This is a genomic window from Burkholderia sp. ABCPW 14, assembly GCF_001523835.1.
Classification (GTDB): domain Bacteria; phylum Pseudomonadota; class Gammaproteobacteria; order Burkholderiales; family Burkholderiaceae; genus Burkholderia; species Burkholderia mayonis.
The window spans coordinates 172,127-187,587 of record NZ_LOVS01000147.1; the positions used below are offsets into that span (position 1 = coordinate 172,127).

The following is a 15,461-nucleotide window of genomic DNA, read 5'->3' on the forward strand; positions in this document are numbered from 1 at the left end:
CGGAGATTCACGATGTTTGCAGGTCGACAATTGCTGACGGCGATGCGCCGCATCGCGCTCGTGTTCGCATTCGGTGCTTGCGCGACGCTCGCCGCGAACGGCGCGCATGCCGCGCCGCTCTATGCGGGCGAAGACGCACTCTATGCGAAGGCCGCCGACGAGGGGCTCGTCGTGTCGTTCGACACCGGCCCCGAATGGGCGAACTGGAAGGCGCTGTTCGCGGCGTTCCGCAAGCGCTATCCGAAGGTCGAGCTCACGTACAACGACATCGGCTCGGCCGCGACCGTCGTCGCGCTCGACAAGTCGCGCCGCCGTCCGCAGGCGGACACCGCGTACTACTTCGCGGCGTCGGCGCTCGAAGCGGCGGGCAAGGACGTCGTCGCGCCGTTCAAGCCAATCAACTTCGATCGATTGCCGTCCGTGTTTCGCGACGCTGACGGCCGCTGGTTCACCGTGCATTCGCTGGACGTCGCGTTTCTCGTCAACAGGAAGCTCGTGAAGAACGTGCCGCAGCACTGGTCTGATCTGCTGAAGCCCGAGTATAGGAATGCGGTCGTCTATCTCGATCCGCGCTCGACGGGGCAAGGGCAGGTCGTCGTATTCGCGGCGGCGTCCGCGCTCGGCGGCGGCGTCGACAATCCGAAGCCCGGCACCGATTTCTTCGGCAAGCTAAAGAATGCGGGCAACGTGCTGCGCGTCGAAGGCACGACGCCCTACGCGAAGTTCGTCAAGGGCGAGATTCCGATCCTGATCGGATACGAGAACGACGGCCTGAAGGCGAAGTACGCGGACGGCATGGGCGACGCGGTCGACGTCGTGATTCCGCAGGACGGCAGCGTGTCCGCGCCGTATGCGATGAGCCTCGTGAAGAACGGCCCGAACCCCGCGGCCGCGCAGCTCTGGCTCAACTTCGTGATGAGCGAGGCCGGCCAGGCGCTCTTCGCGCGCGGCTACGTGCGGCCCGCGGTGCCGGGCGTCGCGCTCGCGCCGGACGTCGCGCAGAAGATGCCGAACGCGCCGCAGGTGCGCCCGCTCGATGTCGCGAAGGCCGCCGCGCGCAAGGCCGAAGTCGACAGGCTGTGGTCGCAAGCGACGCTCGGCCAGTAAGGAGCGCGACGTGCAACGATCGTCTCTCGACCGCGGCTTATTGCGCCGCTTCGGCGCGGCGCCGGCGGGCGGGCTGCTCGCGCTGTTCTTCGTGCTGCCGCTCGCCGCGCTCGTGAGCGCGGCGTTCGCGGAAGGCGGCCGTGCGTTCGCCGCGGTGCTGCGCGATCCGCTCGTCGCCGACGCGATCGGCCGCTCGCTTGCGCTCGCGGTCGGCACGGGCACGCTGTCGACGTGCGTCGGCGTGCCGCTCGCGCTGTCGCTCACCGATCAGACGCCCGCGCGGCGCCGCTGGTCGCTCGCGTTGCTCGGCGTGCCGCTCGCGTTCTCCGGGCTCGTGATCGCATACGGCTTCATCCTGACGTTCGGCCGCGCCGGTTTCGTGACGACGCTGCTCGCCGGCCTCGGCGCGGATGCGGCGAAGGTGGGCGGCGTGATCTACACGACGTTCGGCCTCGTCGTCGCGTACGCGTACTACCTGATTCCGCGCGTCGCGCTGATGCTGTTCCCCGCGTTCGCGAATCTCGACCGGCGTCCGCTCGAAGCGGCGATGACGCTCGGCGCGAAGCCGTGGCGCGCGTGGCGCGATGTCGCGTGGCGCGAACTGTGGCCGTCGATCGCCGCCGCGTGGTGCCTCGTGAGCGCGATCGCGCTCGGCACGTATGGCACCGCGCTCGCGCTCGCCGGCACGCAGATCAACATCCTGCCGCTCCTGATGTACCTGAAGCTGTCCGACGGACAGACCGATTTCTCGCAGGCCGCCGTGCTGTCGATCGTGCTGACGGCGCTGTGCACCTGCGTGCTCGCGATGGGGGAATACGTTGCGCGACGACATCGTTGAATGCCCGTCGGAGGCGATGGCCGCGCTCGCGCGCGTCGCGCTGCGCCAGCAGGGGGCGCGGCGTCATCTGATGCCGGTCGGCCTGATCGGCCCGCGCGCCGCGACCGACGAGCAGATGCGCATCGCCGAGACGATCGCGCACGCGCTCGCCGCGACGGGCATCGCGATCGTCGGCGGCGGCAAGTGCGGCGTGATGGAAGCGGCCGCGCGCGGCGCGCGCCGCGCGAACGGCTTCGTGATCGGCCTGCTGCCCGAGGACGACGCCGAAGGCGCGAATCCGCATCTGAGCGTCGCGCTGCCGACGGGGCTCGGCATTACGCGCAATGCGCTGATCGCGCGCGCGTCGCTATGCCTGATCGCGGTCGGCGGCGGGCTCGGCACGCTGTCCGAGATCGCGCTCGGCTTGCAGTGGGGCAAGCCGGTTTTCACGATTTGCGATGCGCCGCAAGTGACCGGCGTCGAAAACTTCGACGCGCCGGATCTGTTGCTCGCGCGCGTCGCGCAATGGCTCGTCGATTCGGCCTAGCCGCGTCGAGGGTTGGGAGATGAAGCGCGTCATTCGTTTTGATTCAATCTGGCAGGAATCCTATCCATGAAAAAAGCGGCAGTGGCATTGTTGGTGACGGGGAGCGCATGCGTCGGCGCGCATGCGCAGGGCACGGTGACGCTCTACGGGATCGTCGACGCGGGGCTCGGCTATACGAGCGACCAGCGGGTCGCGCAGAGCAAGGGCGCGCTCGGCTCGCCCGTCAGCTACCGGAACGAGTCGAGCTACAGCTTTGCGAGCGGCACCTGGTCGGGCAGCCGTTGGGGGCTGAAGGGCAAGGAAGATCTGGGCGGTGGCCTCGCAGCGGTATTCCAGCTCGAGAACGGCTTCAACATCGGCACGGGCCAGGCCGGGCAGGGCGGGCGGATGTTCGGGCGGCAGGCGTGGATGGGGCTGTCGAGCACGCGCTACGGAACGCTCACGATGGGCCGCCAGTACGATCCGATCGTCGACTTCGTCGGCACGATCAGCGCGGGCACGTTCCTGACCGGCATGGGCGCGCATCCGGGCGACCTCGACAACATCGACAACCAGTCGCGCGAGAACAACTCGATCAAGTACGTGAGCCCGAAGTTCGGCGGCCTCACGCTGGGCGCGCTGTACGGCTTCGGCAATCAGGCCGGCAGCGTGAAGAACCAGAACACGTGGAGCGTCGGCGGACAGTACGTGAACGGGCCGTTCTCGATCGGTGCCGCGTACCTGTATGCGACGAACGCGTATGGTGCGAACGGCGGCGCGTGGACGGGCTCGTACGACGGCACGTTCGGTTCGTCGATCAACGAGGGCTACGCATCGTCGAAGAACATGCAGATCGTCGCGGCGGCGAGCACCTATCAGATCGGCGCGGTGACGCTCGGGCTGTCGTACAGCAACACGCAGTACAAGTCCGGCGCGTTCTCGACGTTCAACGGCACCGCGACGTACAACTCGATCGGCGGCACCGTGTCGTGGCAGGCGACGCCCGAACTGCGCGTCGCGGCGGGCTACGACTTCACGCGCGGCAGCTCGATCGACGGGCAGTCCGCGCCGAAATACCATCAGGTGAACTTCGCGTCGTACTACTACCTGTCCAAGCGCACCGCGCTGTATGGCCTCGTCGGCTATCAGAAGGCGAGCGGCAAGACGCTCGACCCGTACGGCAACGTCGTGAATGCGACGGCGTCGGTCGGCGACGTCGGCAACGGCATCTCGTCGGCGGGCGACACGCAGACGCTCGTGCGCATCGGCGTGCGTCACACGTTCTGACGCGTGGCGCGTCCGCGCGCCGGCCGCCGGGCGCAGGCGGCCGGCGCGATGCGTGCACACGCAGCGCGTTCAGTGCGTCACGTTCACCCGCATCTCGTTCAGCAGGTTGTCCGCGCGATCGAGATGATGCATTACCCACAGCATGTACCGGACGTCGACATGGATCGAGCGATCCATGTCCGGCTTGTAGTGCCAGCCCGAGCTCACGCCTTCCCAGGTGCTGTCGAAAGCGAGACCGACGAGCCGGCCATTCTTGTCGAGTGTCGGCGAGCCCGAATTGCCGCCCGTGATGTCGAGATTCGCGAGAAAGTCGACAGGCAGCGTGCCGAGCGTCGGCGATGCGAAGCCGTCGAAAGCGCGCGCGCGGATCGCAGCCAGTTGCGCGGCGCTCGCGTTGAACGGCTCGACGCCCGTCTGCTTCTGGGCGATGCCCTCCACGGTCGTGAACGGCGCATAGCGGACCGCGTCGCGCGGCGCGTAGCCCTGGACCGTGCCGAACGTCACGCGCAGCGAGCTGTTCGCGTCGTGATAGACGGGGTGGCCGCGCGACTGCTCGAACGCGATCAGCGCGGTCATGTAGCGGGCCCGCAGACGCGAATCGTCGGCGGCGATCGCCTTCTGTTCGCGCTCGTATGCGAGCAGGTCCGGCATCAGCGCATGCATCAGCACGAGCCAGCTATCGTCGCTCGCGGCGATTTGCGCGGGCGTCGCGTCGAGCCAGTGCATCCGCGCCGCGGTGTCGGCGAGCTTCGTGCCGCGATAGAGATCGGCGACCTTGCGCGCGAGCGCCGTATCGTCGGATGCGCCGGCGAGCCAGCGGTCGAGCGCGGCGAGCCGCTGGTCGGCCGGCAGCTTCACGTAGCGCTCGAGCGCGTAGACGAGGACCTGCTGATCGACGGCGGGGTCCATCGTGCGATCGACCCGCTGTTCCTCTCCGGCGATACGAATCTCGTCGCGCTTCTGATAGCCCGTTTCGCGTTCGATGTCGTCGGCCTTTCGCTTTTCGTCGGCGAGCCGGACGATCTTGTAGGATGCCTGATAAAGCCCGACATTCGACAGGAGTTCGCCGACGAAATTGCGCTCGCGCAGCCGCTTCTGCCGTTCGACGAGCTGCCGGAGCGCATCGAAATCGGCCTTCAGGCCTGCGCCGTCGAGCTTGCCGTGCGCCGGCCGCGCGGCGAGCCAGCGATCGAGCGCGGCCTCGTCGGCGCGCTTGTCCGCGAGTGCGGAGCTGTGCGCGAGCCCGTCGAGATTGCCCTCGAAGTTCTTCATCATGTTGTCGAGCCCGGCGACGCGGTTTGCGTAGCGCACGCCGATCGCCGGGTCTTTCCTGCTTGCCGCGGCGATGATCGCGACTTCGTCCTTCGCCATCCGGATTTCGGTCGGATAGCGCCAGTCGATCGCGTTCTGCAATTCGTCGGCAAGCCGATAGCGCTCGGTGCGCCCCGGATAGCCGGCGACCATCACGAAATCGCCCGCGTTCACGCCGCCCGGATTGATCGTCAGCCAATGCGCGGGACGATACGGCACGTTGTCCTTCGAATACGATGCGGCGCTGCCGTCCTTCGCGACGTACGCGCGCAGGAAGCTGAAGTCGCCGGTATGGCGCGGCCACATCCAGTTGTCGATCTCGCCGCCGAACTTGCCGATCGACAGCGGCGGCGCGTAGACGAGCCGCACGTCGCGGATTTCGCGCTGCCGGATCAACTGATAGCTGTAGCCGCCGCTGAACGTGTAGACGTCGCAGCGATAGCCGGGCTGTTCGCAGTCCCGAACGAGGCGCTTCTTCGCGGTGTCGATGGCGGCGTAGCGCGCGTAGCCCGCGATGCCGGGCGTGAGCGCCGCATCGATCTTGTCGGTGACGTCGCGGATCTGCTCGGTCACGTACACGCGCTGCGTCGGATCGGCGGGCAGTTCCTCGCCGCGCTGCCGCGCGAGAAAGCCGTTTTCGATCAGATTGTTCTGCGGCGTCGAATTGTATTGCAGCGCGCCGTAGCCGCAATGGTGGTTCGTGACGATCAGGCCGTCCGGCGATACGAACGACGCGGTGCAAAAGCCCAGGCTGACGACGGCGTCCATCGGCCACGCGGTCAGCGTCGACAGCTTGAGCGGGTCGAGCGTGAGGCCGCGTTGTTCGAGCGTATTGGCGAGACCGGGCAGTTGGGGCGGCTGCCACATGCCTTCGTCGGCATGGGCGGCGCTCGTGGCGAGCGCACAGGCGAACAGCAGGGAGCGTGCGGCGGACGATGCGGGTGACGCGGGTGATCGCATGTATTCCTCGGATTGTTCTTGGCATGCGGGCGTCGGCGCGCGGGTGGGCGCGCCAGCGGACGGTGCCGCGCGAGCGGGTATGTCGCAACGGCGGAAGCTGACGAAACGAATGCCGGGTGAAGCGCACGGCGAAACGCCGCGCGACAGTGTAGCGGCTGTGGCGGCGTTTTCAATTCTCGCTCGTCGATCGAGCGACGCGCCGGCGCGGCTGCGTTTCGGGCGATCCGGGACGCCGCGCCCGTTCGCCAGGGCGCGCCGGCGCGATTTCTTCCTATTCCGCCGTCGCCGTCTCGGTCGCCTGCGCGAGGCTCAGCACCGTCTGCGCGATCGATTGCGTCGTCGCCAGCGTGTTGATCACGCCGGAGCGCAGCGCGCCGAGGATGCCCGTCGCCTTCGTCGGCTCGCTCGCCGTCGCGATCACGTTGGGAATCCGCTTCAGGTCTTCGAGCGTGAGCCCGATCACGCGGCCGCGCAGCATCGTCGTCGCCGGGCGGCCGTGGATGTCGATGAAGTCGTAGCCCATGATGTCGCCGACCGCGCCCGCGCGCTTCGCCTCCGCCATCTCCTCGGGCGTGAACCAGCCCATCCGGACCATGTTGCTGTCTTCGAGAATGTCGCCGATCCCGACGAGCGCGATCGACGCGCGGCGCGCCTTGTCGAGCGACTGGCGCACGACGTCGTTCTCGAGCAGCGCGGTGAAGAGCTGCGGATCGTTGACGAGCGCGGGCGCATACAGCGTCTCGCTCTCGCCGCCGAAGCGCGCGGCGAGGCGGCGGCAGATGTGGTCGGCGTTCATCGTCTCGCCGCCGCGATACGAGCCGCCGATCGCTGACACGAACGAGCAGTTGCGCTGCGTCGTCGACACCGCGTGCCGCGACACCGCGCTCACGTTGCGGCCCATGCCGACCGCGACGATCGCGCCGTCGGCGAGCACGCGGTCGAGATAGCTCGCGACGAGGCCCGCGAGCAGTTCACGCTGGCTGTCCTGATCCTTGTGGTCGACCGAGATGATCGCGCGCTGGATTCCGAAGCGCGCGACCAGTTCCTGCTCGAGATCCTGCACCGCGCGCGGATGATGGCGCACGCGGATCTCGACGATGCCCTCTTCGATCGCGCGCTTCAGCAGCCGGCCCACCTTCGGGCGCGAGATCGCGAACTTCTGCGCGAGTTCTTCCTGGGTCAACCCGTCGACGTAATAGCACTTCGCGAGTTGCGTGAGTTCTTCGTTCGTCATGTCGTAGTGGAGTGGAGCGGCGCGCCGCGCGGCGTCATGAACCGCAGTGCGCGTCGTTCGGACCGGCCTGGGTGAGGCCCGTCCGGCGTTCGTAATCGGCGATCCGCTGCACCTTCGGCTGCGAGCGGCCGCCGTCGAATTCTGCCTTGAGCCACGCGTCGACGATGCTGTTCGCGAGCTCGGTGCCGATCACGCGCGCGCCCATCGTGATGATCTGCGCGTCGTTGCTGCGCCGCGCGCGCTCGGCCGAATAGGTGTCGTGGCACTGCGCGGCGCGGATGCCCGGCACCTTGTTTGCGGAGATCGCGACGCCGATGCCCGTGCCGCACAGCAGGATCGCGCGCGGGAACTCGCCCGCCGCGACCCGCTGCGCGACCTCGATCGCGATGTCGGGATACAGCACCGCCTCGTCCGCGCTGTGCGTGCCGAAGTCGAGCCACTCGACTTCGGGATGCTTCGCGCGGAGGTGCCGCTTGATCGACTCCTTGAGCGCGTAGGCCGCTTCGTCGCAGCCGATCGCCACTTTCATGGTGGACCTCCGGAGGGCAGTTGAGTGCGCAAATGTGCAATGCCGAGCAATTATAACGACCTGTCTGAACATTTGGCAAAGGGTGAAATTTTGCTCGTACGCTTGCTGTGCTCAGTAAATTCTATATAAATCAAAGCATTGATGATGATTCTGCGCTGATGGTAAGCGTTTACCAGTAATTGACACCCCAAAAAACCGATGATTACCATGCTGTCACGCTGTATCAAATCATCGTTAATGAACAAAAGTTCATTCGCCATCCGGGATACGACAGTGACTCCTGTTCTGCTTGAAGCAAGCCAGGTAGCGAAGCGGTTCAACGGCGTGAGCGCATTGCGTGACGGACGCTTGAGCCTCACGGCCGGCCGCGTGCACGCGCTGTGCGGCGGCAACGGCACCGGAAAATCGACGTTCCTGAACATCCTGATGGGGCTCCTGCGTCGCGACGAGGGCGCGATCCGGCTGAACGGCCGCGATGTCGATTTCGCGTCGCCCGCCGAAGCGCTCGCGAACCGGATGGCGATCATCACGCAGGAACTGTCGCCGGTGCCCGGGATGACGGTCGCCGAAAACCTGTATCTCGGCCGCGAGCCGACCCGTGCGCGCGTCGTCGTCGATTTCCGGACGCTGAAGCGCCGCGCGCAGGACCTGCTCGACCGCCTCGGCTTCGCGATCGACGCGGGCGTGCCGATGCATCGGCTGAGCCTCGCGCAGACGCAACTCGTCGAGATCGCGAAGGCGTTCAGCCACGACTGCCAGGTGATGATCATGGACGAGCCGACGTCGGCGATCGGCGAGCGCGAAACCGAGACGCTGTTCGCCGCGATCCGCAACGTCACCGCGCACGGCGCCGGGATCATCTACGTGTCGCATCGGCTGAGCGAGCTGTTCGATATCGCCGACGACTACACGGTGTTTCGCGACGGCGCGTATGTCGAGAGCGGCAGGATGGCCGACATCGATCGCGCGCATCTCGTGCGCGCGATCGTCGGCCGCGAGATGCCCGTCGTCGACAAGGCGCGCCGGCCCGCGCACGGCGAGCCGTGCCTCGCGGTCGACGGATTCACGCGCTCGGACGAGTTCGAAGCGGTGAGTCTCGACGTGCGGCGCGGCGAGATTCTCGGCATCTACGGGCTGATGGGCGCAGGCCGCAGTGAATTCCTCAATTGCGTGTACGGCCTCACGCGGCCCGATGCGGGCACGGCGACGCTCGGCGGCGAGCCGCTGCCGCAAGGCGATCCCGCGCAGGCGATCCGCGCCGGCATCGCGCTCGTCACCGAAGACCGCAAGGACTCGGGCCTCGTGCTGTCCGGCAGCGTGCAGGAGAACATCGCGATGGCCGCGTACCGGCGCCTGTCGCGCGGCGGCGTGATCCGGCGCGCGCTCGTGCGCCGCCTCGCGCAATCGATGGTCGAGCGGCTGCGGATCAAGGCCGCGTCGCTGCGGATGCCGGTGGCCGCGATGAGCGGCGGCAACCAGCAGAAGGTCGTGCTCGCGAAATGCCTGTCGACGGAGCCTGTGCTGCTGCTTTGCGACGAGCCGACGCGCGGGATCGACGAAGGCGCGAAACAGGAAATCTATCGGCTGCTCGATACGTTCGCGCGCAACGGCGGCGCGGTGATCGTCGTGTCGTCGGAGGCGCCCGAGCTGCTGTATCTGAGCGACCGCATCGCCGTGTTCAAGGGCGGCCGCGTCGCCGCCGTCTGCCCTGGAGACGGCGCCACCCAGGAATCCCTGCTCCACCTCGCTTCATGAACAAGACCATGAACACACAGACCCTGACCCGTCTCGAAGCGGCGCCGAAGCGCGTGAACGTCGCGGAGCTCGCGAGCCGTTTCGGCATCCCGATCATTTTCGTCGTGCTGTGCGCCGTGCTCGCATTCGCGAGCCCGTACTTCCTCACGTGGCGCAACTGGAGCGACATCTTGCGGCAGACGTCGATCAACGGGATTCTCGCGATCGGCATGACGTACGTGATCCTGACGAAGGGAATCGACCTGTCGGTCGGCTCAGTGCTTGCGCTCGCGGGAATCGTGAGCGGCCTCGTCGGCGCGGCGGGGCACGGGCTCGCGGCGTCGCTCGCGGTCGGCGTCGCGTGCGGCGCGGCGCTCGGCGCGATCAACGGCGTGACGATCGCGCGCTTCAACGTGCCGCCGTTCGTCGCGACGCTCGGCATGTTGAGCATCGCGCGCGGCGTCACGTACATCGTCAACGACGGCAGCCCGGTCGCGAACCTGCCCGACGATTATCTTTCGCTCGGCATCGGCAGGCTCGGCCCGCTCGGGATGCCGGTGCTGATCTTCGCGGCGGTCGCGCTCGCGTGCTGGTGGGTGTTGCGCTACACGACGTACGGCCGCTATCTGTACGCGGTCGGCGGTAACGAGAAGAGCGCGCGGACTTCAGGCATCGGCGTGCGCAAGATCGTGTTCTCGGTGTACGTCGTGTCGGGCGCGCTCGCCGGTCTCGCCGGGATGATTCTCGCCGCGCGCACGACGTCCGCACTGCCGCAGGCGGGCGTGTCGTACGAGCTCGATGCGATCGCGGCGGTCGTGATCGGCGGCACGAGCCTGTCGGGCGGGCAGGGCGGCGTGGTCGGCACGCTGTTCGGCGCGCTTTTGATCGGCGTGATCAACAACGGGCTGAATCTGCTCGGCGTGTCGTCGTATTACCAGCAGATCGCCAAGGGACTCATCATCGTGCTGGCCGTGCTCATCGACGTGGCCCGCAAACAGCCGCGCTGACGCAGCGCATTCCCATCCGGAGGAGACGACAATGCAAACACGAAACACCTGGCTCGGCCGCTTCGCGGCCGCAACCGTGCTCGGCGTGACGCTCGCGATCGCGGCGGCGGGCGGCGCGGCGCACGCGGCGAGCGGGCCGTACCGCGTCGGCGCGGCGGTGTACGGCATGAAAGGCCAGTTCATGCAGAACTGGGTGCGCGAGATCAAGGCGCATCCGGCCGTGAAGAGCGGCACCGTGCAGCTCACGGTGTTCGACGGCAACTACGACGCGCTCACGCAGAACAATCAGATCGAGACGATGCTCACGCAGCAGTACAGCGGCATCCTGTTCGTGCCGATCGACACGAAGGCGGGCATCGGCGTCGCGACGCGCGCGGCCGCATCCGACACGCCGCTCATCGCGTCGAACACGATGCTCGCGACGCCGAAGGTGCCGTACATCGGCAACGACGATGTCGAGGGCGGTCGTCTGCAGGCCGAAGCGCTTGCGAAGCAGATCGGCGGCAAGGGCCGCATCGTCATCATCCAGGGGCCGATCGGCCAATCCGCGCAGATCGATCGCGAGAAGGGCGAGATGGAAGTGCTCGCGAAATATCCGGGCATCAAGGTGATCGAGAAGAAGACCGCGAACTGGTCGCGCGCGGAAGCGATGAACCTGATGGAGGACTGGCTCAACGCGCATCCGAAGCAGATCAACGGTGTGATCGCGCAGAACGACGACATGGCGCTCGGCGCGCTGCAGGCGATCAAGAACCGCGGGCTCACGCCGAAGGACATTCCGATCACGTCGATCGACGGGATGCCCGACGCGATCCAGGCCGCGAAGCGCGGCGAGATCACGACGTTCCTGCAGGACGCGCAGGCGCAGTCGCAAGGCGCGCTCGACCTGGTGCTGCGGCAGCTCGTCGGCGCGAGCTACAAGCCGCAGTCGGTGATCTGGCAGCGCTACGCGAAGGATCTGAGGTGGGACGGCGGCACCGCCAAGCGCTACATCCTGCCGTGGGTGCCCGTCACGCCGGCGAATGCCGATCAGCTCTACAAGCAGGTCACGGGCGGTTGAGCGAGGCGGCCATGACGAATCTCTGGGACAGGGCGTTCGATCTGACGGGCCGCGTCGCGCTCGTGACGGGCGGCGCGGCGGGCATCGGGCACGCGTGCGCGCAACTGCTCGCGCAGCGCGGCGCGAGCGTCGCGCTCGTCGATCTGCATCCCGAAACGATGCGGATCGCCGCGACGCTGGAAGGCGGCGCCGCGCGCCACGCCGGCATGTCGCTCGACCTGCGCGACTGCTCGGCCGCGCAGGCGGCGGTCGAGCTCGCCGCGTCGCGCTTCGGCGGTGTCGACCTGCTCGTCAACAGCGCCGGCGTCGCGCTGCTCGACAAGGCGCTCGACGTTGGCGAGGCCGCGTGGGACGCGACGATGGCGATCAACGTGAAAGCGTCGTTCTTCATCGCGCAGGCGGTCGCGCGGCGGATGATCGCGGGCGGCAGAGGCGGGCGGATCGTCAATCTCGCGTCGCAGGCGAGCGTGGTCGGCCTCGACCGGCATGTCGCGTACTGCGCGAGCAAGGCCGCGATTGTCGGGATGACGAAGGTGCTCGCGCTCGAATGGGCGCCGCATGGGATCACCGTCAACGCGGTGTCGCCGACGATCGTCGAAACCGAGCTCGGCAAGAAGGCGTGGGCGGGCGAAGCGGGCGAGCGCGCGAAGCGCGAGATTCCGTCCGGCCGCTTCGCGCGGCCGGACGAGATCGCCGCACTCGTGCTCTATCTGTTGAGCGACGCAGCCGCGATGATGACGGGCGAGAATGTCGTGATCGACGGCGGCTATACCGTGCGTTGAAGCGGCGGCGGGCCGCGCGGCGGCCAGGCCGTCATCGTCGGGACAACCGACAGAAGATATAAGGAGACGTTGCATGTCGTCGATAGCCGAAGCGCCGCCGCAACGCGCGGCCACACACAGCGACGCGGGCGCGCTGCCCGCCACGATGCGCGCCGTGGTATGCCACGGTCCGGAGGACTACCGCCTCGAGCAGGTGCCCGTGCCGAAGCCGGGGCCCGACGAGATCCTGACCGCAGTCGAGCTCGTCGGCATCTGCATGGGCGACATCAAGACGTTTCGCGGCGCGCCGTCGTTCTGGGGCAACGCGGTGCAGCCGCGCTACGTGAAGCCGCCGATGATCCCGGGCCACGAGTTCGTGTGCCGCGTCGTCGCGCTCGGACCGGGCGCTGAGCGGCGCGGCGTGAAGGTCGGCGATCGCGTGATCTCCGAGCAGATCGTTCCGTGCTGGGGCTGCCGCTTCTGCGGCCACGGCCAGTACTGGATGTGCCAGAAGCACGATCTGTACGGATTCCAGAAGAACGTGCACGGCGCGATGGCCGAGTACATGATCTTCACGAAGGAGGCGATCGTCCACAAGGTGCCCGATTCGATTCCGTCCGACGAGGCGATCCTGATCGAGCCGCTGTCGTGCTCGCTGCATGCGGCCGATCGTGCGAACGTCGGCTTCGGCGACGTGGTCGTCGTCGCGGGCGCGGGCACGCTCGGGCTCGGCATCATCGGCGCGGTGCGGCTGCGCCATCCGAAGAAGCTGATCGTGCTCGACATGAAGCCGGAGCGCGCGGCGCTCGCGCTCAGGATGGGGGCGGACGAAGTGTGGAATCCGGGTGAAGAGAACGTGATCGAGAAGATCCGGTCGATCACGGACGGCTATGGCTGCGACGTCTATATCGAGGCGACCGGCCACCATCGCGCGGTCGGTCAGGGGCTCGCGATGCTGCGCAAGCTCGGCCGCTTCGTCGAATTCAGCGTGTTCAACGACGACGCGACCGTCGACTGGTCGATCATCGGCGACCGCAAAGAGCTCGACGTGCTCGGCTCGCATCTCGGCCCGTACATGTATCCGCGCGCGATCGAGTTCATCGGATCGCGCAAGATCGACGTGCGCGGCATCGTCACGCACACGTTTCCGCTGTCGCGCTTCGCGGAGGCGTTCGCGGTGATGGAGCGCGGCGAGCAATCGTTGAAGGTCGTACTGGAACCGCGAGGTTAATTGCATGAATCGTGTCATCAATCATCCCGACTACGTCGTCGAGGACATGCTGCGCGGCATCGTCGCCGCGCATCCGCAGCTCACGCTCGATGCGGACAATCCGCGCGTGATCGGCGTCGCGCAGCCGGCGCCGGGCAAGGTCGGCGTCGTCACGGGCGGCGGCTCGGGCCACGAGCCGGCGTTTCTCGGCTACGCGGGGCCGGGGCTCGTCGATGCGGTCGCGGTCGGCGAGATCTTTTCGTCGCCGACCGCGAAAAGCTTCGTCGACGCGTTCAAGCGCGCCGATCGCGGCGCGGGCGTCGCGTGCCTGTACGGCAACTACGCGGGCGACAACATGAACGTGAAGATGGCCGTCAAGATGGCGGCCGCGCAGGGCATCGACGTGAAGACCGTCGTCGCGAACGACGACGTCGCATCGGCTTCGCGCGACGAACGCGCGAAGCGGCGCGGCGTCGCGGGCGAGATCCTGATGTGGAAGGCGGGCGGCGCGCGCGCGGCGGCGGGCGGCAATCTCGACGCGGTGATCGCGAGCGCGCGGAAGGCGATCGACAACACGCGCTCGGTCGGCATCGGCCTGTCCGCGTGCACGATTCCGGCGAACGGCAAGGCGAACTTCCACATCGCCGACGGCGAGATGGAGGTTGGCATCGGCCATCACGGCGAGCATGGCGTGCGCGTGATGCGCACGGTGCCCGCGAAGGACATGGCGGAAATGATGCTCGACATCGTGCTGCCGGATTTCCCGCTCGAACGCGGCGAGGAAGTCGCGGTGCTCGTGTCGGGGCTCGGCGCGACGCCGCTGATGGAGCAATATATTCTGTATGCCGAAGTAGCGGAGCGGCTCGCGGCGGCCGGATTGAAGATCGGCTTTCGTCTCGTCGGCAATCTGTTCACGTCGCTCGAGATGATGGGCGTCACGCTGACGATCACCCGGCTCGATCACGAGCTGAAGCAATTGTTCGCCGCGCCGTGCAGCAGCATCGGCCTCACCGTGGGAGAACGCGCATGAACACCGCCGCCATTCAGCGCTTGCCGCTCGCCGACGCCGGTTTCGTCGTGCGCGAGCTCGTCGACGTGATCCAGCGCAACCGCGATCCTCTGTCGGAGATCGATGCGGCGATCGGCGACGGCGATCACGGCATCAACATGAGCAAAGGCTTCGGGCAGTGCGGCGCGCGGCTCGACGCGCGCGCCGCGACGAGCCTGCCGGATGCGCTCGACGTATTGTCGGCGTCGCTGATGGACGGAATCGGCGGATCGATGGGGCCGCTTTACGGCAGCTTCTTCATGGATTTCGCGGCGGCGCTGAAGGGGCGCGACACGCTCGATGCGGCGCTGTTCGGCGAAGCGCTGTCGGCGGGGCTTGCGGGCTTGCGGGCGATCAGCGATGCGAAGATCGGCGACAAGACGTTGATCGACACGCTCGCGCCCGCCGACGCCGCATTTCACGAAGCGCTACGCGCCGGCGACGATTTCCGGCACGCGCTCGCGGCGATGAGCGCGGCCGCCGAGCGCGGCAAGGAATCGACGCGCTGGCTGCAGGCGAAGATCGGACGGGCGTCGCGGCTCGGCGAGCGGTCGGTCGGCACGCTCGATGCGGGTGCGGTGTCGTGCTGCCTGATTCTGTGCAGCATCGCGAGTTCGATCGGCGCGCGGCTGAACTGACCGGATAGGCCGCTGCGACGATACGGCGGCGGGCGAGTCGAGCATAAACGGCAACTGGCAATCGGAGCGGCGATCGACAGTCGCCGGCATTGCGCAGGTGGCCCGAGCCTTGCAACCTGAGAGCCCTGGCTCTTGACTCGACTCGTTGCAATTCGAGCGCGGCGTTCGACATGCGGCATGCGATTCGCCGTCCGGAGTCCGCAAAGCCTGCAATCCGCGCCGCGATGCGCGC

The 15,461-nt window shown here is 67.5% G+C and carries 14 protein-coding genes; 11 read left to right on the forward strand and 3 right to left on the reverse strand.

What is annotated here, in order from left to right; genetic code table 11:
* The first annotated feature begins 12 nt into the window (after positions 1–12).
* The 4 genes from WS62_RS23060 (at position 13) to WS62_RS23075 (ending at position 3,737) form a co-directional block, all read left to right on the forward strand.
* Complete coding sequence (locus tag WS62_RS23060) at positions 13–1,107, forward strand: extracellular solute-binding protein (protein ID WP_066575717.1); 1,095 nt, start codon at positions 13–15, stop codon at positions 1,105–1,107.
* Between the two features lie 10 nt (positions 1,108–1,117).
* Positions 1,118–1,945 (forward strand): ABC transporter permease, encoded by an 828-nt coding sequence (locus WS62_RS23065; protein ID WP_066575720.1) that lies wholly within the window; start codon positions 1,118–1,120, stop codon positions 1,943–1,945.
* Positions 1,926–2,471, forward strand: a complete 546-nt coding sequence (locus WS62_RS23070; RefSeq protein WP_442855099.1) for a lysine decarboxylase — start codon at positions 1,926–1,928, stop codon at positions 2,469–2,471. The genes WS62_RS23065 and WS62_RS23070 overlap by 20 nt, the downstream gene beginning before the upstream one ends.
* A gap of 66 nt (positions 2,472–2,537) precedes the next feature.
* Complete coding sequence (locus tag WS62_RS23075) at positions 2,538–3,737, forward strand: porin (RefSeq protein WP_066575731.1); 1,200 nt, start codon at positions 2,538–2,540, stop codon at positions 3,735–3,737.
* Positions 3,738–3,806: 69 nt separating this feature from the next.
* Here the strand turns inward: WS62_RS23075 and WS62_RS23080 are convergent, their stop codons facing one another.
* From WS62_RS23080 to rpiB, 3 genes are all read right to left on the reverse strand, one after another.
* Positions 3,807–6,008 (reverse strand): S46 family peptidase, encoded by a 2,202-nt coding sequence (locus WS62_RS23080; RefSeq protein WP_066575737.1) that lies wholly within the window; start codon positions 6,006–6,008, stop codon positions 3,807–3,809.
* 271 nt (positions 6,009–6,279) lie between these two features.
* Complete coding sequence (locus tag WS62_RS23085; RefSeq protein WP_066575742.1) at positions 6,280–7,242, reverse strand: sugar-binding transcriptional regulator; 963 nt, start codon at positions 7,240–7,242, stop codon at positions 6,280–6,282.
* A gap of 34 nt (positions 7,243–7,276) precedes the next feature.
* Positions 7,277–7,771 carry a ribose 5-phosphate isomerase B gene (gene rpiB, locus WS62_RS23090; RefSeq protein WP_066575744.1) on the reverse strand — a complete coding sequence of 165 codons (495 nt, stop codon included), beginning with the start codon at positions 7,769–7,771 and terminating at the stop codon, positions 7,277–7,279.
* A gap of 237 nt (positions 7,772–8,008) precedes the next feature.
* Between rpiB and WS62_RS23095 the strand changes: the two genes are divergently transcribed.
* From WS62_RS23095 to dhaL, 7 genes are all read left to right on the forward strand, one after another.
* On the forward strand, positions 8,009–9,526 hold the full coding sequence (locus WS62_RS23095) for a sugar ABC transporter ATP-binding protein (protein ID WP_066575745.1): 1,518 nt from the start codon (positions 8,009–8,011) through the stop codon (positions 9,524–9,526).
* Complete coding sequence (locus WS62_RS23100) at positions 9,523–10,512, forward strand: ABC transporter permease (RefSeq protein WP_197422903.1); 990 nt, start codon at positions 9,523–9,525, stop codon at positions 10,510–10,512. Before WS62_RS23095 ends, WS62_RS23100 begins: the two co-directional genes overlap by 4 nt.
* 31 nt (positions 10,513–10,543) lie before the next feature.
* The gene (locus WS62_RS23105; protein WP_066575747.1) at positions 10,544–11,572 is read left to right on the forward strand and encodes a substrate-binding domain-containing protein; all 1,029 of its coding nucleotides are present in this window, start codon (positions 10,544–10,546) and stop codon (positions 11,570–11,572) included.
* A gap of 11 nt (positions 11,573–11,583) precedes the next feature.
* A complete protein-coding gene (locus WS62_RS23110; RefSeq protein WP_066575748.1) occupies positions 11,584–12,354 on the forward strand; it encodes an SDR family oxidoreductase in 771 nt (256 codons plus the stop codon).
* A 73-nt stretch (positions 12,355–12,427) separates the two neighbouring features.
* The gene (locus WS62_RS23115; protein ID WP_066575751.1) at positions 12,428–13,564 is read left to right on the forward strand and encodes an MDR/zinc-dependent alcohol dehydrogenase-like family protein; all 1,137 of its coding nucleotides are present in this window, start codon (positions 12,428–12,430) and stop codon (positions 13,562–13,564) included.
* A 4-nt stretch (positions 13,565–13,568) separates the two neighbouring features.
* Positions 13,569–14,573: a dihydroxyacetone kinase subunit DhaK gene (locus WS62_RS23120; RefSeq protein ID WP_066575753.1), complete on the forward strand. Its 1,005-nt coding sequence runs from the start codon at positions 13,569–13,571 to the stop codon at positions 14,571–14,573.
* Positions 14,570–15,229: a dihydroxyacetone kinase subunit DhaL gene (gene dhaL / locus WS62_RS23125; RefSeq protein ID WP_066575755.1), complete on the forward strand. Its 660-nt coding sequence runs from the start codon at positions 14,570–14,572 to the stop codon at positions 15,227–15,229. The genes WS62_RS23120 and dhaL overlap by 4 nt, the downstream gene beginning before the upstream one ends.
* Positions 15,230–15,461 lie beyond the last annotated feature (232 nt).